Here is a 17631-nt window from a genome sequence, read left to right on the forward strand (position 1 = left end):
CCGACGACGAGGAGCCACCATGGCCTCCGAGACCTTGCTGGCACGGATCTCCGACTACGCGAACCGCCCCGACCCCTACCCGCTGTACGCGGAACTCCGCGAGGCCGGTCCCGTGGTGCGGCAGGCCGACGGCAGCTGTCTGGTCGGCACCTACCACGAAATCGCCGCTCTGCTCCACGACCCGCGGATGAGTGCCGAACCGCGCAGCCGCACCGACTCGTCGTCGTCCGAGGAGACGAGACGGCCGCCGTTCCTGCGGCTCGACGACCCCGAGCACCACAGACTGCGCACCCTGGCCATGCGGCCGTTCGGGCCGCCGCACAGCCCTCGCCGGGTCGATGCCATGCGCGGCGAGATCGCCCACATCACCGGCGAACTGATCGAGGCGCTCCGGGACCGCGAGCAGATCGACGTCGTCGACGACTTCGCCTACCCCCTGCCCATCACCGTCATCTGCCGGCTGATGGGCGTCCCGCGCGAGGACGAGACACTGTTCCAGGGATGGACCGACGTGATCGTCGCGTCCGCCGACATCGGGCCCGAAGAGGACACCACCGAACGGGACAAGGCGGGCCTGCAGGCCCGGCAGGAGATGGGCCGGTACCTGGTCGACCTCGCCGAACAGCGCCGCGGCCGTCCCACCGGCGACATGCTCTCCGACTTCATCAACGAACCGGACCCCGCCCTGCGGCTCACCGTCGAGGAACTGGCGGAAACCACCATCCTGTTGTTCATCGCCGGACACGAGACCACGGTCAACCTGATCACCAACGGCGTCCTCACCCTGCTGCGCCGGCCCGAGGAGCTGGACCGGCTGCGCCGCGAACCCGGCCTGCTGCCGCGCGCGGTGGAGGAGCTGCTGCGCTACGAACCCCCGGTCCACATGCGCGAGAGGATCCCACTCGCCGACATCGACGTCGCCGGCACCACGATCCCCGAGGGCACGTCCGTCATCCTGGCGCTGGCCTCGGGCAGCCGCGACCCCAAGCGGTTCCACGAGCCCGACCGGTTCGACCCCACCCGGCCGGACAACGAACACTTCGGCTTCGGCAGCGGGATCCATCTCTGCTACGGCGCACCACTCGCCCGCATCGAAGCCGAGACCGCGCTCGGCGCGCTGCTTCCCCGCCTCGGCACGGCCCGCCTGGTCCAGGATCCGCCCCCCTACCGGCAGAACGCCATGCTCCGCGGACCCCGCCACCTGCCCATCCACCTGTGAGCCCCCCGCCGGCGGTCGACGCCGCCCGCCCGGCGTGCTCCTGACGTACCGCCTATGCGGTGAGGTGGTCGTGCCGCGCGGGACTTCCGGTCACGTAGTGCACGTACTCGCGCTCCAGTCGGAAACCGGCGGTCCAGGCGAGCAGGCGGCCGGGGCGGTTGTCGCGGGAGCAGGACCAGCTCGCGGTGTGGCCGCGGGCCGCGATGTCCGTGCACGGGGCGGTGACGCAGGCGAGGGCGAGGTGCTCGCGTCGGTGCTCGGGGACCGTGAGGCAGGCGATGTCCTCGTGTGTGCTGCTCAGGAGGTGGGCACAGGCGACGGCGAGGATGCGGTCCTTGTGGAGGGCGGCCCAGCCGAGACCGGAGGCCGCGAGCGCGGTCGTCCGCCCCCATGTGCCGTGGCTCCAGGCCGCGTCGGTGCCGAGTCCGGCGAGGGCCGGGGCGTGCCCGGGTGTCAGCCGCCGCACCGTCACGCCCCACGGGAGACGGGGTCTCGAGGAGGGCGGCATGCGGATTCGGGGCGACCCCGGTGTTCGACGGCCGGGTCGCAGAGCCGGGCTGCGACGTCAGGCCCGGGTGGGCGCCCGCGAACATCGCCGGGATGATCGCGAAGTACTTCGCCACGTCGTTCGTGAGGGAGAACGTCGTCAGCGCGCCCCGCGTGATCAGCAGTTGTTTCCCGATCTCGACGATCTTCGTCGGCTCGGAGTCCAGGTCGACCATGTTCCCGGCCTCCTCGGCGGCCGCGGTGCCGGTGTTCATGGCCACGCCGACGTCGGCCCGTGCCAGCGCCGGCGCGTCGTTCGTGCCGTCCCCGGTCATGGCGACGAGCTTGCCGCCTCCCTGCTCCCGTTTGATCAGCGCGAGCTTGTCCTCGGGGCTCGCCTCGGCCAAGTAGTCGTCCACACCCGCCTCTTCGGCGATGGCGCGGGCGGTGAGAGGGTGGTCGCCGGTGATCATCACCGTGCGGATGCCCATGCGGCGCAGCTCGGCGAAGCGCGCGCGGATGCCGTCCTTGACGACGTCGTTCACATGGATCAGGCCCAGTACCCGCGGCCCGTCCCGGTCGTGCACGGCCACCAGGAGCGGAGTGCCGCCCGATCCGGCCACGGAGACCGCCGACGACCGTGCCTCGGGCGGGACGTGGCCGCCGTACGTCCGAACCCACTCGATGACCTCCTGGGCGGCCCCCTTGCGGATCGCGCACACCGCACCGTTGCCCCAGCGCAGATCGACGCCGCTCATCCGCGTCCGGGCAGTGAACCTCACCCACCGGGCATGGCTCAGGTCGCCCTCGGCGGGCGCCCGTAGTCCGTACCGTTCCTTCGCCAGTACGACGACGGAGCGGCCCTCCGGTGTCTCGCCGGCCAGGGACGACAGCTGGGCGGCGTCGGAGAGTTGGCCTTCCGTGACGCCGGGCAGCGGCACGAACGCGGCGGTCTCGCGGTTGCCGAGGCTCTGCGCAGCGACTCGGCCTGTGCTGTGCCGCGGCCCTCGGTGACGGCCTCCGCGAGGTTGGCGAAGAACAGCCCGCTCGGTGCCCGGCGTTTCGCCCCTCCGTCCGGTCCGGGCCGGGCGGTGCGCCGAGGGCGGGACGGCGGGGCTTGCTGAGGAGCGGCGGAGAACAGGGAGACCTTCGTGCCTCGGTGGGGAGCCGGACCCACGCGCACGGAGGCACGTCGGCGACCGGTCGGGCTGACAGAGCGTGTGGTGGCCGCCGGGCTCCGCGGTGCCGGGGTCACGGCACCGCGGAGCTGCGCACGGGCGTCGGTGGCGCGATGACGACGAGAACGCCGCCGCGTGCTCGGCCGCCGGGAGGCCATGCGGATGCCTTCGGGTGAGGAAGGCGGCCGAGGGTGCTTCCGGGGTGAAACCGTCAGTCACCGACGTCCGAGGCCTCTCCGGCGGCCGAGGGGAAATCCAGCCCGGCCACCCCTTCGAACCGCACGGCCGAGCAGGGAATCCGCGCCTCTCTTACGCCCGGTCAAAGGGCGACATCAAGGCCCCGCCAAGGTCACCCGAGAAAGCGTCAGGAGACCATCAACGGACGACGTCGGCGACCGAAACCGGTTCCAGACTGACCGACACGGGGGCACGACGACCGTCCGCGGCGTGACGTCGGAGGGCCCTGTCCGTCTGGCCCCACTCCGCCCGCCCCGAGACCTCCGTCGAACTCCCCCTCGGCGGAGGGCCGACGACGTGGTCGGAGAGCGCCCGAGTGCCGCCCCTCGTTGTCCGGTTCAGGCCGTGGCCAACGCGCACTGACCGCGGTCGGCCTTCATCGGGCCGGCGGCGGTCGGCCGGACGTCGAAGTCGAACATGGCGGTGGGTACGTACAGCGAGCAGCAGGCGTTGGGGATGTCGACGATGCCGCTGATGCGTCCCTCTATCGGAGAGGAGCCGAGCAGCAGGTAGGCCTGCTCTCCGCTGTAGCCGAACCTCTTGAAGTACTCGACGGCGTTGAGGCAGGCCCGGCGGTAGGCCAGCGTCGCGTCCGGGTAGTAGTTCGTGTCCGTGTCGTGGTCGACCGAGATCCCGAACAGCGCCGCGCACACGACGACGCCGAAGGCTCCGAGGGCGAGGGCGATCTCCGCAGTGTGCTTTGAGTAACCGGAAAGCAGCAGCGCCGCGGGAATGACGCCCGTGACCCAGCCCTCGATCGCCGTCACCCGGCCCACGTAGTCGGACAACCCCGTCTTCTTGAGACCGCGCAGCAGGAAGAACAGGAACCACAGGAAGGCCCAGTAGAACCAGATGGCTCCGAACGGGTAATCCTTGAAGAGGTGGAAATTGGCGAACGAATACCCATGGGCCACGATCGCCACGAAGAGGGAGTAATAGCCGACACAGATTTTGTCGATTCCGGCGAGCAGGACAGATAGATTCCGGATGCCGCCAGAATTTCTGCCTTGTCGACCACCGTCCTCAGGGACGCGGCAGCCGCGGGAGTGCGGGGTGCGGGTGCCGTGGCACCCTTCTGCGTGGCGGCACTTGGGAGACTACTGCCGGGGCCTCACGCGCCTGCTCCTCCCGGACATGGAGGGCGGCGACCGTGTTCGGGGTCAGCGAGAGACCGGGCGAGGAATACACACGTCTCGCAGCGCCTGCGCAAACAGGGCAGCCATAAGCCTTGGGCGCCGTCCCGATTTCCAACTTCACATCGAAGGGCCCACAGCGGCTGCATAGATATTCATAGGTTGCCATCAGCAGCCTCCGGATGTCGGTGGACGCTGGCCAACCTGATCGTGTACGGCGTGCCCAAATGGGCCTACGCCACAGCGCTTTTCCTACCTTCAAAGAGACGTCTCGTGACAGACCCACCGCGAGGGCTCGAAGCGCCGTACATCAGGGACTTTTCTGACCTGTCACTTCGCGCGCACATGGACCAACTCGTAACTGAATGTGGAGAACGTTGGTGTGGAGAACGTTGTTATAGGCGTCTCGGAATCCGACGCCGGCCATGGGTGCGGGCTGCTCCGGCAGCCCGAGCAGCCGTGCGCCGGGGCCCAGCACAACGCCCCGCACGCGTGATGATCACCGGACCCACCGGCCGTACCGCTAGGTGCGGCCGTGCCGCGCGGTGAGCCGCACCCGCCGGGCCAGGGCCATCTGCCGATCGCCAGGCCCAGACCGAGGGCGGCCAGGCCGGCGAACAGGCTGCCGAAGACGTTGAACGCGTCAACCAAAACGTCCCCCGGGGTGTGGGAAACGTCAGTCCCAGTACGTAACGGGCCGACCCGCCCAGAACGCCGTCGAGCGCGACCGCCGCGAGGGTCTCGGATTTCCTCTCGGGCCCGGATTCGTTCGCCCGCATCAGAAGTCTCCGTACGGAACACGGATCGGTCCCCGTACAGAACACGGATCGGTGCGCACTGCCGCCCGAACTCCCGCCGCGGACCTCACCGAATATCCGCATCGTTATCCACTGGCCCACCGCGATGATATCCGTGGGGATTGCAGCGTCGACGCGCGCTCAACTAAGATTCAAGATCATCGGTATCCGACCGGTTCGCCGGAGCGGCGGGCCCACCGATGGAGGACGGCCATGGCAAAGATCCTTGCGGTGCTCTATCCCGACCCCGTGGGCGGTTATCCTCCCGACTACGCCCGCGACGAGATTCCGGCCATCACCGGATATCCGGGCGGTCAGACCACGCCGACCCCACAAACCATAGATTTCACCCCGGGGCAGCTCCTCGGCTGCGTCTCGGGAGAGCTCGGACTACGCCGGTTCCTGGAGGAGCGGGGCAACACCTATGTCGTCACCAGCGACAAGGAAGCGCCGGACTCCACCCTGGACCGCGAGCTGCCCGACGCGGACGTGGTGATCTCGCAGCCCTTCTGGCCCGCCTATCTCACCCCCGAGCGGATCGCCTCCGCTCCCCGGCTCAAACTCGCGATCACAGCCGGGATCGGGTCGGACCACGTCGACCTGCCGAGCGCCATCACCCACGGCATGACGGTGGCGGAGGTGACCTACAGCAACAGCATCAGCGTGTCCGAGCACGCCGTCATGCAGATCCTCACTCTGGTGCACAACTACATGCCGGCCCACGACTGGGTGACCGCCAAGAAGGGCTGGAACATCGCCGACAGCGTCTCGCGCGCCTACGACCTCGAAGGCATGGATGTCGGCGTCCTCGGCTCCGGCCGCATCGGCCAGGCGGTACTGCGCCGCCTCAAGCCGTTCGACGTCACACTGCACTACTGCGACGCGCACCGGCTGCCCAAGGAGGTCGAGGGGGAACTGGGGCTGACCTGGCATCCCGACGCTCGTTCGCTGGTCTCCTCGGTCGACGTGCTGTCGATCCACACCCCGCTGCATCCGCAGACACAGAACCTCTTCGACGACGACCTGATCGGGGCCATGAAGCGCGGTTCGTACATCGTCAACACCGCACGTGCGCTCATCGTCAACCGGGATGCCGTGGTGCGGGCCCTCAACAGTGGCCAACTGGCCGGTTACGCCGGTGACGTCTGGTATCCGCAGCCACCACCGCCCGACCACCCCTGGCGCACCATGCCGTACGAGGCGATGACGCCGCACGTGTCCGGCTCGACCCTCTCGGCGCAGGCCCGCTACGCCGCCGGTACCCGGGAGATCCTGGAATGCTGGTTCGACGGGCGCCCCATCCGCCCGGAGTACCTGATCGTCGACGGCGGTGGGCTCGCCGGGACGGGAGCGCGCTCCTACACGGTCGCCGGATAACGCGTATTGAGCCGGAACGGCACGGTTGCCGCCGAGTGAGGCGACACCTCTGGACGGCGCCTTACCGGCAGGCAACCTGATAATTCCCGCTCATTAACAGACGGCGGGCAAGAAATCAGCAGAAGATCAATTGGACGATGCAGCCGAAGATCCACCACATGAGTGGACAATGGACCTTCGGCTATGTCGCGCCTGTGGTGAGCCCATACCCCCGTGATCCGATTCACCCCGAATCTGTTGGCGGGGTGCGGTCGCTACCCTTAGTTTGCTGAATAGGCAGACTTTTTCTCTGCGTAGGCGCGAGCGCCGCGCATACTGTTTCGCAAGATAGCCAAGACGAACGTCGGGAAGGTGGATCAGTGAGCAGCATGGACGCCGTGTGGGTCCGGGGCGTGAACGGCATCCAGTTGCATCACGTGACCGACCTTCAGGATGCCGGCCCGTTTTTGGGCAACGCGGCGATGGCATTGCGGGCCGCCCACGTAAGGACCGGCGCCGACCGGTACTCCAGCATCGCCGCCGAGCTGAAGAGCCTGGTGCGGCGAGTGCGAGAACTGGAGGACGAGGCGCGGTCGAGCATGCACGACCTGCACTCCACCGACCCCGAGCGGTTCGCCCGCTGCCGGGACGGTCACGAGCCCTGGCCTGGTGGGATGCCGGCGGGATTCATCCCGCGCCACACCTGCAAGGACGAGTGCCTCTACCACGATCGTGACGTCCTCGACGCCGTCACGCAGTGCACCTGTGGCCGGCCGCCGTGCCGGGCATGCGAGATCGGCGGGAAGCTCTGAGAACGCTGGTCGGGTGCCACCACGCGGTAGCCGTGCGCGGCCCACGCTGAGATCTACCGGCGCCACGCCGACCTCGTCCGGGGGAAACCGCGTGGCAGCAGTACCGGGCGGCCCTCGGACGGACTCGCGCACTCATCATCCTGACGTGTGACGTGTGACGTGTGACGGCGGGTGCCCCGGGACCCGGTCTGCGCGTCACCGGGACCACGGGCACCTTCGTCGTCGACCACCGGGACGGTCAGGACCGCGCGCTGATGCGCGGTGCGACCCCGCGATCCGAGGGCGACAGCTGGGGTACGAGCCCGAACACCTCTGGGGCCGGGTGCGGCGCGGAGACACCGTCGAGCCCGTCGCCTCGGCTCGCGGCGGGTGGGACCTGTTCCACACCGCCTTCGCCGCCGCGGTCCGCGGCAAGGGGCCCGTTCCCGTCGACCCCTGGGACGCGGTGTCCACCGCCACCGTCCTGGACGCCGCGCGGTCCAGCGCCCGCGATGGCCAGGTGGTCCGACTGCCTTGACCGTGCCTGACCGCAGAATGCGAAGGGGGCCGCTCCAACTGGAGCGGCCCCCTTCGCGGGACAGGGTCCGAAGTGCGTCAGACGCGGCCCGCCTAGGCGGCGTCGCGCACCACCACCGGGTCGAGGACCGTGTCGATGGCCTGCATGAGGTCGGCCTCCAGCTTGACCCCCGCCGCCTTGACGTTCTCGGTGACCTGTTCGGGCCGGGAGGCGCCGATGATGGCGGCGGAGACGTTGGAGTTCTGCAGAACCCAGGCCACGGCCAGCTGGGCCAGGGACAGCCCGGCCTGCTCGGCGAGCGGCTTCAGCTGCTGGACCCGTTCCAGAACGTCGTCCCGCAGGAAGCGGCCGACGAAGGTCGCGCCGCCCTTCTCGTCGGTGGCGCGGCTGCCGGCCGGCAGCGGGGCGCCCGGCGCGTACTTGCCGGTGAGGACACCCTGGGCGATGGGGGACCAGACGATCTGCCCGAGGCCGAGTTCCTCGCAGGTCGGCACGATCTCGTCCTCGATCACCCGCCACAGCATCGAATACTGCGGCTGGCTGGAGACCAGCGGGATGCGCAGCTCCCGGGCGAGCGCGTGGGCGCTGCGGATCTGGTCGGCGGTCCACTCGGACACGCCGATGTAGTGGGCCTTGCCGGAGTGGACCACGTCGGCGAACGCCTCCATGGTTTCCTCCAGCGGCACCGAGGGGTCGTAGCGGTGCGCCTGGTACAGGTCGACGTAGTCGGTCTGCAGCCGCCGCAACGAGTTGTCGATGGACTCCATGATGTGCTTGCGGCCCAGGCCCCGGTCGTTGGGGCCCGGGCCCGTCGGGAAGAAGACCTTGGTGAAGATCTCCAGGCCCTCCCGTCGCTCGTCCTTCAGCGCCCGGCCGAGAACGGACTCGGCCCGGGTCTGCGCATAGACGTCGGCGGTGTCGAAGGTGGTGATCCCCGCGTCGAGAGCGGCGCGCACACAGGCGAGCGCCGCGTCCTCCTCGACCTGGGAACCGTGGGTGAGCCAGTTGCCGTACGCGATCTCACTGATCGTCAGACCGCTGCGGCCGAGCTTGCGGAATTCCATGGTGCGACCTTACTTTCGGTCCGGGCGGGCGGGCTTCAGCGGGATCACGGGGAACAGGTGGCGATGTCACGGGGGACGCTGCGGGGTGCCGCCCTTGGAGGCCGCGATCGCGCGGACGCCGCCGCGTTCGACGCGGACCAGGGAGCTTTGCGCAGCTTTCGCCTCCCGTAACGGGTCAGTTCGGCGGCGGCTGGATGGTCATGGTCTTGGAGACGGTGACCTGGTCGATCCCGGTCACGCGCACCGTGACGTTCACCGTCCAGGTGCCAGGCAACGGAATCCGTAGGCGATCGGCGGCCCAGTAGCCCTTCCGGTCGGCGAGTTCGGCATCGAGCGGGCCGATCTTCGGGGCGCGATGAGTGAGGGTGAGCCGGAGTTCCGGGACGGTGGGGATGCCCGCGTCGGGCCCGTACATCACGCCCTGGCACCGACGCGCCGCGCCACCGGTACGCGCTGAGGTGCGGCCACGGTGGCTTCCGCCTGCTGCGGCCTATGGCTGAGCCGCGCGGTCCAGCGGCGGGAGAAGACCGCCGCAGTCAGGACCAGGACGACAGGACGGGCCACTTCCTCGGCGCGGGCGGCGCCGTGGAGGCGGCCCTCACCGTGCTGACGCTCCAGCACCGACTGGTCCCGCCGACGGCCGACCTGGACACGGGCGACCCGGACTTCTAGCTGGATCTGGTCCACAAGGCCGCGCGCGACCGGGAGGTCGGCCTGGAGCCCGTCCTATGGGTCGTGGTGCGGTCGATGAGTCCCAGGTCAGTGCAGGTCCACCTGGAAGGCGTGACGGTGGTCTGCGGGGCAGGAGAAGATGCGCAGGTCTCCCCACCGGCCGACGACAACCCCTGTCTCGTCGTCGCTGGCCACGGTGAACAGGAGTGTCATGGCGGTGCCACAGGCATCGCAGGGAAAGACCGCGGGGTGCGTGAGGTGCCAGGTTGGCCAGCCGCCGAGTTTCCAGCCGGCGAGGCGGGTGATGACGTCACCGCCGTCGCAGGTCTCGCGGACCAGTTGCTCCAGCCGCGGACGGAGTTCCGCAGGCAGCTCCTCACGGAAGGGGAAATCGGTCACGTGCTCAGCGGTGATGGCGCACGCCTGGGGCAGGTAGCCGTCCTCGTCATACCGCGAGGGTGACGGCGGGGTCGTCGATGGGCTGATCACGTCAGCGGCCCGACGCCATCGCACCTCGAGCACAGGGCTGATGTCGGCCTGCTGGGCCGGAGGATCCCAGTGTTCGTTGGGGCACCAAAGGATCTGCAAGAGGTCGATGCCGGCGGGCCACCAGGGTCCCGGCGCGTCACGCCGGAAGATCTGTGCGACCGGCACCATGGCCGTGGCGGGTACGCCGACAGGGCTGTTCTCGTCGGGCAAGGAGCACTCGGGCCACGGTTCGTCACTCGGCCACAGCAGTGGTCCGCCGATCGAACTGTCCCGGCAGTCCGGCTCCGCCCGCTCGGGATGGAGTACGACCGCGTCGCGCGCGTGGGGAGCGAGTTCCGGAAGCACGGCGAGTATCGCTTCGGTTGGTGGTCTGGAGGTGCGCGTCATCGTGCCTTCCGGTCCGCTGGTCGTAGAGCGCTCGCAGCGTATAGGGCGGCTGTGACAGCGGTTCCCGCTCGCGGATCATGAGGAGGCACCGCCGGATCGCGGCAGCGGTGACCGTGCCGTGAAAGACGTACGCCCGCTTTCCGTACCTGGTCGACACGGCCCGGAAGCCCTCGACCGCCAGGATGGTCCGCTCCACTTCATTTCGATGAACATCTCGTCCGCGGTCGAAGCGGGAAGGTCGGCCGTCGGCACTTCCGCGACGTGAGTACGTCGCCGCACTGGCCCGGTGCGATCAGCCCAGATGATCCCGGCCCTGGACCGTATGCGCGTCCCCTCGATGCAGCGGCGGCCACCCACGTCGACCGTCTTGGCGGGGACAGGGCGTACTCATCCCGCAGGAACCGCCGTTACCTGCACAAGTACCAGATCAAGCACACCATTCCCGAACCGAGGACCCAGCAGGCCAACCGCCGAGCTCAACGCTTGACCTTCGAGTCGGGTGGAAGGTTCACCGTCGCCGGCGTGAAGACCTGTCGCATCTCGCAGTTGGCCGAGGGTTGCGGCGTGGGCCACGACGCTGCGTTACTTTGCGGGGCCTTCCTCTGGGTTGGGGTCAGCCGAGGCCGAACCAGCCCAGGACGGTTTGCACGAGCAGGATGGTGGACATGCCCGCGACACCGACGACGACGGTGGCCGCGGCGACGCGGTGGCGCGGGCTGTTGGCCGCACCGCCGAGCAGGGAGCGGCGGTTGGTGAGGACCAGCAGGTAGACCAGGACGATGGGGCTGATCAGGCCCTGCAGGACCTGCGTGCCGATGAGCAGCTGGATGACGTCGACCGGGGTCATCGCGACGACCGCGCCGAGCACGATCTGGGCGGTGAACAGGCCCAGGAACAGGGGCGCGTCGCGGAAGCTGCGGGAGACGGAGCGTTCCACGCCGGCGGCCTCGCCGATGGCGTAGCTGGCGGACAGCGGGACGACCGCGCCCGCGAGGGCGGACGCGCCGATCAGGCCGAGGGCGAAGAGGAGTTCGGCGTTCTGTCCGGCGACCGGTCTGAGGGCTTCGGCGGCTTGGGCGGCGGAGTTGAGCGGGCCGGTGCCGCCGATGACTGCGGCGGTGGCGATGATGATGGTCAGGCTGATGATGCAGGCGAACACCGCGCCCAGCACCGCGTCCAGTTTGATCAGCCGGTAGTCCTCAGGCTTGGCGCCGCGGTCGACGACGCCTGCAGCGGCGTAGAACTGCATGTACGGGCTGACCGTGGTGCCGATCAGGGCGACCGCGAGCAGGATGAAGTCCTTGCTGGGCTCCATGTGCGGAACGATCAGGTGCTTGCCGACCTCGCCCCAGTGCGGGTGGCCGAGGATCATCGCGACGGGGTAGGCGAAGAACGCCAGCGACATGAGCAGGAAGATGCGTTCGGCCCACCGGTAGGAGCCGAACAGGACGAGAGACCACAGCAGGATCGCGGCCGGCGGGACAACCGCCCACTTCGGCACGCCGAGCAGCTCGAAGGCGGCGCCGATGCCCGCGAACTCCGAGACCACCAGACCGGTGTTGGCCAGCAACAGGCAGAACACGGCGAGCGCGGTCAGCCGCAGGCTGAACTGCTCGCGGATCAGGGCGCCGAGTCCTTTTCCGGTGTGTGCGCCGAGGCGTACGGCCATCTCCTGAACCATGACCAGGGCGATGGTGACCAGCACCATGAAGAACAGCGTGCCGTAGGTGAATTGGGATCCGGCGGAGGCGTAGGTGGCGATGCCGGCGGCGTCGTTGCCCGCGTTCGCGGCGACCAGGCCGGGCCCGGCGACCGCGGCGATCACCGCGAGGCGCCCCAGGCCGCGTCGCCGCGTGAGGGGGACGGCGGACTGGGCCGGAGTGGTGTCCAGCTCGGGGGTCACTGCAGGAACCTCCGAAAGTGCAGGCGCCCGCTCTCGGGCAGCAGCGTGTCCAGGACGTCGTCGGCGAGGATGCGGCCCAATGGGCGGTCCTCGTCGTCGACGACGAGGAGGGAGGAGACGCGGGCGGCGACCAACTGCTCGGCCGCCTCCGTCAGGCGGGTGTCCGGGTGGACGGTCGCCGGCGGCCCGAACTGGGCCAGCCAGCCGGTCAGATCGGCCACCTTGGTGGCGTCCTCGGCCACCGCCAGATCGAACAGGGCGACGTCGGCGACCAGGCGGCCGTCGTCGTCCAGCACGGCGATCGCATCGATCTCCGTGCGGTGCTCGGCCTGCGCGGCCAGTACCGCGCGCACCTCGGCGACGCTCTGCTTGCGACGGGCGGTGACCAGCAGCGTGGTCATCGCACCGCCGGCCGTGTCCTCGGGGTAGGCCAGCAGGCGGCGCAGGTGCCCGGCCCCAGCGGCGGGCATACGCTCCAGCAGGCGCTCCCGCTCGTCCTCGTGCAGGTCGCGCAGCGCGTCCACGGCCTCGTCCGGCTCCATCTCCTCCACCAGCCGGGCGGCATGCTCCGGTTCGGCCTCGCGCAGCAGGTTCTCCAGCTCGGCCGGTTCCATCTCCTCCAGCGCGTCCGCCGCGGCGGCGGGTTCCAGCATGTGGAGCAACTGCTGCCGCTCGGCCCGGCCCAGGTCTTCAAGCAGGTCGGCCAGGTCCGCGGGGCGCAGCCGGTGCAACGCGCCCCGGGAGGCGCGCAGTTGGACCTGGGCGGGTCCGTCGGTGGCGTGCTCGGCGAACGGCGCCATGGCCTGCCAGTCCAGCACCCGCTCCGGGGTCGGCCGGGACTGCCAGCGGCGCGGACCGAGCCGACGCAGCAGGGTCGGCAGCGACACGTCCACCCCGACCAGCACCACGCGGTCGGCGAGCGGGGCCAGATAGAGGTCGGCGGCGCGGGTGACCTGCACTCCATCGACGTCGACGAGTTGGTGGTCGAGTACGTCGCGGGCGAGCAGCACCTCGCCGGGGCGGCGCTCGTACTCGCGCAGGTCCAGGCGCGCGGTGCGCAGCGCGACCCGCCCGGAGTGCACCTTCTCGACGGTGTCGGCGGGCAGGAAGGCGTGACGGCGGCCGACCCGTACGACCAGGCCGGTCACCGGCGGGTAGGGCTCGGTGCCGTAGAGCCGGGCGACGACATCGACGACCCGGCCGACCTCCTCGCCGGCCTGGTTGGTGACCGGTCCACCGATCAGTCCGGCCAGCGAGACCAGGGACGCGCGCACCGACTTGGAAGCGGTGGCGCGGCGTTCCAGCTGGACGCGGCGGCCGCGCAGGCGGGCGCTGGTGGACATGAGCAGAGTGTTGGTGGCCAAGGTGAACACCTCCTTGCCCCGACGAGACGGCGGGGCGCCGGGCGGCACCAGACAGCGCAGGCGCCCCTGGCCAGGGAAATCACGCGAGCGTGCTCGGGAGCGGGCAGGCGTGAGCGGGCGGCCGACGGCGGTGCCGGACGGCGGTCAGGGAGCGATCGGCTGCCTCGTGCCGCGGCAGGACGGCAAGGACGAGGACAACGCGGAAGAGGGCCGACTATGGCCGGGACTACTGTCCATCACTCGCCTCCCTCCGGCCGGGACACCCAAGGCGTCACATCGACTCGGCGAGGAGCGACCAGGACGCGATGCTCCTGGTACACCCCAACTCGTCAGAGCTTTGGCACTCCACGGCGTAATCCCGCCCTCCGGGCGGGAAGCCACTTGGCCTCACCCCTTAGGCCGGGGAGAGGTGTCCTGAACCTGGGCGTCTCTCGACGTCGTCGGGTCAGTGGCCTGTGTCCGTGAAGACGCCTCACCGAACGAGGTGCCTGTTCAAACCGCGCACAGCATACGCCCGCCGCGGTCACCGTGACCAACGCGCCGGTCACCATCGGTAAGAGCGGCCACACAACGAGGAAGAGCGCGAGACCTGTAGAAGGAGCCCAACAGAACGACCACCACAGTGCGGGCACGTCCCGCTGCCACGAGGAGGACAGCCCTCTCATGGCGAGCTCCGGCAGACTGCCCGTCGCTCCCTTTTCTCACGGCAACCGGACACCGGCCCGTCGAGGCGGCCTGCGCCGCCTGCTCCTTGGGCCGGTCGTGCCTACCGCACCGGTGCCGTCGTCATACCGGACTCACACCACGCTCCTACCAGGATCAGGAGCGGCGCACCTGGCTCGGTCCCCATTCTCCGTGCGTGCGCCGCCATCACCGCCGTCGTACGCCACCGCACGCGCCGCGATACGTGCCGCGCGCCCACACACTCGATCCCGCTCCGGCGCAGACAGCGCACCCACACCTCCCCGGCCGCCGACGCGGGCACCGCGCCGGAAGACAGTCACAGCAGCGACGCCGGGCCACGGCCCCCCGTGCACCGCTGCACCGAAAGCCGCGCTGACCCAGTGGCCTCCAACAAGCGAGTCGGCCCCGGGAAGCGGCGGACATCGGCGCGGCTCATGACACAGACGGTGACGCCGTCGAAGGCCTCGGCGAAGTTGTCGTACATCCGCTGCCCGAGTGCGGCAAGGCCATCTATCGGCTCGCGTTGCCGGACCGGTCAGGCTCCGGCCGCCGTGACGACGGCGTCCGTGGCGAAGCCGAGGAGGAGGCCGAGCAGGATGCACCAGGTGGTGAGTGTCTTCAGCCCGGTCCGGCGGGCGACGGCCAGCAGTTCGATGACCACGTAGAGGATCGAACCGGCGGCGAGACCCAGGAAAGCGATCGACAGGGTGTCGTTGACCAGGTGCTGGCCGACGAGCGTGCCCAGGAAGGTGGGGCCGCCGCCGATCAGGCCGAGCCGCAGGAGGGTGAGCCAGGACGGGCGTTCGCCTTCCGCCGCCAGTGGGGCGACGATGCCGAAGCCCTCGGTGGCGTTGTGCAGGCCGAAACCGATGATGAGCAGGACGGCGAGGGAGAGTTCGCCCTGAGCGGCGGAGTTTCCGATGGCCAGGCCCTCGGCGAAGTTGTGCAGGCCGATACCGGTGGCGATCATCAGCGCCAGGGACCCTGCCTGGCTGCGGACCTTCGGGGTCAGCTCGGCGGTGGCGGCGGCGCCGGGGCCCGACGGGCGGTCGGCGGACGCCCGGCGGCGGCTGATCCAGCTGTCGTAATGCACAAGACCGGCCAGACCGATCGTCAGGCCCACGGCCAGGGTGCCGCCCCCGGAAGCGACCGTTCCCCACTCGTGCTTGCTGAGCGCCGCGTCGACCGGCTCCCACGCGTGGGTCAGCACGTCCCACACGAGAAAGACGAGGATGCCGATGGCCACGGCGTTCAGGCCCGCCTTGAGGCGGGGGGTGGGTGAGCGAAGTCGGCCGATCGGGAGGCCGAGGTAGATGGTGAAGCCGGCGATGGCGCCGAGCAGGGTGATGTTCGCGCTGGACATGGGGACTCCGGTCTGACATGCGGGGACGCGGAGTGAGTAAAGGTTAGACAAGGCTTGCCTAACAACCCCTGAAGTGCCATTTCGCGCAAGCTTGGTGAAGTCATTACGCGAGGGCGAAGCCAGCCCCGACGGCCGCTCCTGGGCCGGGCAGTCATCTCGGGGTGGGTGAACGCCGCACCAATCAATCCGTCGAGCGTCGTTACTCGTATGGATGGAGAGGATGCAACTCACATGAAACCGGAGTGAATGAGGAATTTCAGCCGAAAATGGTCGATGTACTGACCCACTGGTCCTGGATCACAGCTCACTGACCACCGCGGCCGCCCTCGGCGACGCCTTGCGCCGCCGTACGTTCGAGGACTTCGGTTTCGAGTCGGAGCACGCCGCGCCCGGCTTGGTGCGGATGCGCAACTGTCCCTTCCACCCCATGACGGCCAAGACTCCGGAACTGGTCTGCAGCGTCAACCAGGCTTTCCTGGCCGGGTGTCTGGAAGGACACCGTCTGAAGCACCTCGGAGGCAGGAGCCACCCGCGGGCGGTGAGTCACATCCTGCTGCGCCTCGCAGGCGTCGGCGACTCCCCGGTGCCGGCCCATCCATACATGAACAGCTGGAGTCACCCTGAACTCCGCCCATGCTGCCGAAGGTCTGCCTGTTCGCGGACCACTCATGCCTACGCTGGAGCCGACGAAGGGCGGCTTGGCCATCGCCGCCGGCCCGTTGCAATGCATCGGGCCCTCGGACCACAACCCCACCCACCATCCGGACACCGGCCCGTTCCCGTGTCATCGCAAGCCGGCCCCGTGCCATCGATGGTTGAGTGAGATCGTGGGCAGTTTCGAGATCAATGAGAACTTGGTGCGCTCTCTGGTGCATGAGCAGCATCCGGACTTTGCAGGACTGGACCTGTGTGTGGTGGCCGACGGTTGGGACAACCAACTGTGGCCTCTCGCGGACGAGTTGGCCGTGCGCATGCCTCGCACGGAGCGTGCGCCGTCCCTCCTGCGCAAAGAGCACCAGTGGCTGCCCGCCCTGACCCCGCGTCTACCACTTCCGGTCCCGACCCCCCTGCGGATCGGTGAACCGTCCGCACGCTTCCCGCGGCCATGGACCATCGCGACATGGGTTCCCGGCGAACCGGCCGACCGCGCTCCAATCAGCAACGACAGCGCGGCCGACACTTTGGCGGACGAGGCCGTTGCGGCTCCCGATGGGGAGGACCCGCCGGTGTGGCTGCACGGCGACCTTCATCCGGCGCATGTCGTCGTCTCGGATGGCGCACTCGCGGGCGTGATCGACTTCGGTGACATGTGCGCCGGTGATCCGGCGGTCGATCTCGCCGCTGCCCGGGTGCTCGTCGGGCCCACCCGCCACCGGTTACGAGGTAGTGACAACCGGAGGCCAACTTCTTGGCGCGCGGACTGCTCTTCTTCGGTGAAACCGCGCCAATGAGGCAGCTACGAACCTTAGTTGGTGCCAAGGGAACGAAGAAATCCAAGGAGACCTGAGCATGAGGCTCGGTATGAAGCGGCTCGCGGTAGTCGGCGCGCTGGGTGTGACCTCAGCGGCACTGGCGGTATCCCCGGCGTTCGCGAAGAGCGACATCTCGATTCAGGCCACCCCCCACACCGCGCATGTTGGCCACGTGGTGAAGGTGCACGGCCAGGGTGACGACGACGCCGAGCGATACACCGTGCTCGTCATACAGGAGCGGTCCGGCAAACCCGGCCACTGGGGCCACTGGCACGCCGTCACGCGGAGCTTCAACGGCGATGCGCGCGCCAACGTCAAGGCCACGCACACGGGCGAGCTGCAGTTCCGTTCAGTGCTGTACTCGACCGACGAACACCACCAGCACGCGAAGACGGACCGCATCTCCACGCCAGTGACGGTCCAGGTCGTCCGCTAGGGTCGTGACCACGAACGTTCACGGAGTTGGCTGCCACGGCGTGGGCTGCTCCGGGCGCACGG

General features: G+C 69.3%; 16 protein-coding genes, 4 pseudogenes and 1 riboswitch. Of the genes and pseudogenes, 7 read left to right on the forward strand and 13 right to left on the reverse strand.

What is annotated here, in order from left to right:
- Positions 1 to 19 precede the first annotated feature (19 nt).
- The gene (locus AAFF41_RS36445; protein WP_319752334.1) at positions 20 to 1219 is read left to right on the forward strand and encodes a cytochrome P450; all 1200 of its coding nucleotides are present in this window, start codon (positions 20 to 22) and stop codon (positions 1217 to 1219) included.
- Between the two features lie 52 nt (positions 1220 to 1271).
- Here AAFF41_RS36445 and AAFF41_RS36450 read toward each other — a convergent pair whose 3' ends face one another.
- The 5 genes and pseudogenes from AAFF41_RS36450 to AAFF41_RS51770 all read right to left on the reverse strand — a co-directional run bounded on the left by AAFF41_RS36450 (position 1272) and on the right by AAFF41_RS51770 (position 4422).
- On the reverse strand, positions 1272 to 1691 hold the full coding sequence (locus AAFF41_RS36450) for a GNAT family N-acetyltransferase (protein WP_319752335.1): 420 nt from the start codon (positions 1689 to 1691) through the stop codon (positions 1272 to 1274).
- Between the two features lie 94 nt (positions 1692 to 1785).
- Positions 1786 to 2676, reverse strand: a pseudogene (locus AAFF41_RS36455) (HAD-IC family P-type ATPase); the annotation flags it as partial.
- 782 nt (positions 2677 to 3458) lie between these two features.
- Positions 3459 to 3764, reverse strand: a pseudogene (locus tag AAFF41_RS36460) (acetamidase/formamidase family protein); the annotation flags it as partial.
- A 123-nt stretch (positions 3765 to 3887) separates the two neighbouring features.
- A pseudogene (locus AAFF41_RS51765) lies at positions 3888 to 4043 on the reverse strand (AmiS/UreI family transporter); the annotation flags it as partial.
- 100 nt (positions 4044 to 4143) lie between these two features.
- On the reverse strand, positions 4144 to 4422 hold the full coding sequence (locus AAFF41_RS51770) for an FmdB family zinc ribbon protein (RefSeq protein WP_351518398.1): 279 nt from the start codon (positions 4420 to 4422) through the stop codon (positions 4144 to 4146).
- A gap of 841 nt (positions 4423 to 5263) precedes the next feature.
- Between AAFF41_RS51770 and AAFF41_RS36470 the strand changes: the two genes are divergently transcribed.
- The 3 genes from AAFF41_RS36470 (at position 5264) to AAFF41_RS36480 (ending at position 7735) form a co-directional block, all read left to right on the forward strand.
- The gene (locus AAFF41_RS36470) at positions 5264 to 6427 is read left to right on the forward strand and encodes an NAD-dependent formate dehydrogenase (protein ID WP_319752336.1); all 1164 of its coding nucleotides are present in this window, start codon (positions 5264 to 5266) and stop codon (positions 6425 to 6427) included.
- Positions 6428 to 6795: 368 nt separating this feature from the next.
- Complete coding sequence (locus AAFF41_RS36475; RefSeq protein WP_343326403.1) at positions 6796 to 7218, forward strand: hypothetical protein; 423 nt, start codon at positions 6796 to 6798, stop codon at positions 7216 to 7218.
- Positions 7219 to 7540: 322 nt separating this feature from the next.
- The gene (locus AAFF41_RS36480; RefSeq protein WP_319752338.1) at positions 7541 to 7735 is read left to right on the forward strand and encodes a Gfo/Idh/MocA family oxidoreductase; all 195 of its coding nucleotides are present in this window, start codon (positions 7541 to 7543) and stop codon (positions 7733 to 7735) included.
- Between the two features lie 92 nt (positions 7736 to 7827).
- On the opposite strand, the gene AAFF41_RS36485 is transcribed toward AAFF41_RS36480, so the two are convergent.
- Positions 7828 to 8799 (reverse strand): aldo/keto reductase family protein, encoded by a 972-nt coding sequence (locus tag AAFF41_RS36485; protein WP_319752339.1) that lies wholly within the window; start codon positions 8797 to 8799, stop codon positions 7828 to 7830.
- 175 nt (positions 8800 to 8974) lie between these two features.
- Positions 8975 to 9217 (reverse strand): hypothetical protein, encoded by a 243-nt coding sequence (locus AAFF41_RS36490; protein WP_343325281.1) that lies wholly within the window; start codon positions 9215 to 9217, stop codon positions 8975 to 8977.
- Positions 9218 to 9291: 74 nt separating this feature from the next.
- Here AAFF41_RS36490 and AAFF41_RS51775 point away from each other — a divergent pair, with 74 nt between their 5' ends.
- Entirely contained in the window at positions 9292 to 9471 is a 180-nt protein-coding gene (locus tag AAFF41_RS51775) for a hypothetical protein (RefSeq protein ID WP_388417055.1), read from the forward strand.
- An 87-nt stretch (positions 9472 to 9558) separates the two neighbouring features.
- Here the strand turns inward: AAFF41_RS51775 and AAFF41_RS36500 are convergent, their stop codons facing one another.
- The 6 genes and pseudogenes from AAFF41_RS36500 to AAFF41_RS36530 all read right to left on the reverse strand — a co-directional run bounded on the left by AAFF41_RS36500 (position 9559) and on the right by AAFF41_RS36530 (position 16126).
- The gene (locus tag AAFF41_RS36500; protein ID WP_343325282.1) at positions 9559 to 10347 is read right to left on the reverse strand and encodes a hypothetical protein; all 789 of its coding nucleotides are present in this window, start codon (positions 10345 to 10347) and stop codon (positions 9559 to 9561) included.
- Between the two features lie 91 nt (positions 10348 to 10438).
- Positions 10439 to 10621: pseudogene (locus AAFF41_RS36505) on the reverse strand (IS5/IS1182 family transposase); the annotation flags it as partial.
- A 339-nt stretch (positions 10622 to 10960) separates the two neighbouring features.
- The gene (locus AAFF41_RS36515) at positions 10961 to 12250 is read right to left on the reverse strand and encodes an NRAMP family divalent metal transporter (protein WP_343325283.1); all 1290 of its coding nucleotides are present in this window, start codon (positions 12248 to 12250) and stop codon (positions 10961 to 10963) included.
- The gene (locus AAFF41_RS36520; protein WP_343325284.1) at positions 12247 to 13614 is read right to left on the reverse strand and encodes a magnesium transporter MgtE N-terminal domain-containing protein; all 1368 of its coding nucleotides are present in this window, start codon (positions 13612 to 13614) and stop codon (positions 12247 to 12249) included. Before AAFF41_RS36520 ends, AAFF41_RS36515 begins: the two co-directional genes overlap by 4 nt.
- Positions 13615 to 13927: 313 nt before the next feature.
- Positions 13928 to 14105, reverse strand: a riboswitch (M-box (ykoK) riboswitch).
- A gap of 728 nt (positions 14106 to 14833) precedes the next feature.
- A complete protein-coding gene (locus AAFF41_RS36525) occupies positions 14834 to 15661 on the reverse strand; it encodes a ZIP family metal transporter (RefSeq protein ID WP_343325285.1) in 828 nt (275 codons plus the stop codon).
- A gap of 297 nt (positions 15662 to 15958) precedes the next feature.
- Entirely contained in the window at positions 15959 to 16126 is a 168-nt protein-coding gene (locus tag AAFF41_RS36530) for a hypothetical protein (RefSeq protein ID WP_319752345.1), read from the reverse strand.
- A gap of 350 nt (positions 16127 to 16476) precedes the next feature.
- Between AAFF41_RS36530 and AAFF41_RS36535 the strand changes: the two genes are divergently transcribed.
- Together AAFF41_RS36535 and AAFF41_RS36540 are read left to right on the forward strand one after the other, a co-directional pair.
- On the forward strand, positions 16477 to 17112 hold the full coding sequence (locus AAFF41_RS36535) for a phosphotransferase (RefSeq protein WP_343325286.1): 636 nt from the start codon (positions 16477 to 16479) through the stop codon (positions 17110 to 17112).
- Between the two features lie 58 nt (positions 17113 to 17170).
- Positions 17171 to 17569 carry a hypothetical protein gene (locus AAFF41_RS36540; protein ID WP_319752347.1) on the forward strand — a complete coding sequence of 133 codons (399 nt, stop codon included), beginning with the start codon at positions 17171 to 17173 and terminating at the stop codon, positions 17567 to 17569.
- Positions 17570 to 17631: the final 62 nt, after the last annotated feature.

Source organism: Streptomyces mirabilis (assembly GCF_039503195.1).
In the GTDB taxonomy this organism is placed as follows: Bacteria; Actinomycetota; Actinomycetes; order Streptomycetales; family Streptomycetaceae; genus Streptomyces; species Streptomyces mirabilis_D.

Excerpts from the sequence above, each read along its gene's own strand:
- AAFF41_RS36445 (WP_319752334.1), top strand. The coding sequence starts at position 20 with ATGGCCTCCGAGACCTTGCTGGCACGGATCTCCGACTACGCGAACCGC.
- AAFF41_RS51770 (WP_351518398.1), bottom strand. The coding sequence starts at position 4,422 with ATGGCAACCTATGAATATCTATGCAGCCGCTGTGGGCCCTTCGATGTG.
- AAFF41_RS36470 (WP_319752336.1), top strand. The coding sequence starts at position 5,264 with ATGGCAAAGATCCTTGCGGTGCTCTATCCCGACCCCGTGGGCGGTTAT.
- AAFF41_RS36475 (WP_343326403.1), top strand. The coding sequence starts at position 6,796 with ATGGACGCCGTGTGGGTCCGGGGCGTGAACGGCATCCAGTTGCATCAC.
- AAFF41_RS36485 (WP_319752339.1), bottom strand. The coding sequence starts at position 8,799 with ATGGAATTCCGCAAGCTCGGCCGCAGCGGTCTGACGATCAGTGAGATC.
- AAFF41_RS51775 (WP_388417055.1), top strand. The coding sequence starts at position 9,292 with ATGGCTGAGCCGCGCGGTCCAGCGGCGGGAGAAGACCGCCGCAGTCAG.
- AAFF41_RS36500 (WP_343325282.1), bottom strand. The coding sequence starts at position 10,347 with ATGACGCGCACCTCCAGACCACCAACCGAAGCGATACTCGCCGTGCTT.
- AAFF41_RS36525 (WP_343325285.1), bottom strand. The coding sequence starts at position 15,661 with ATGTCCAGCGCGAACATCACCCTGCTCGGCGCCATCGCCGGCTTCACC.
- AAFF41_RS36540 (WP_319752347.1), top strand. The coding sequence starts at position 17,171 with ATGAGGCTCGGTATGAAGCGGCTCGCGGTAGTCGGCGCGCTGGGTGTG.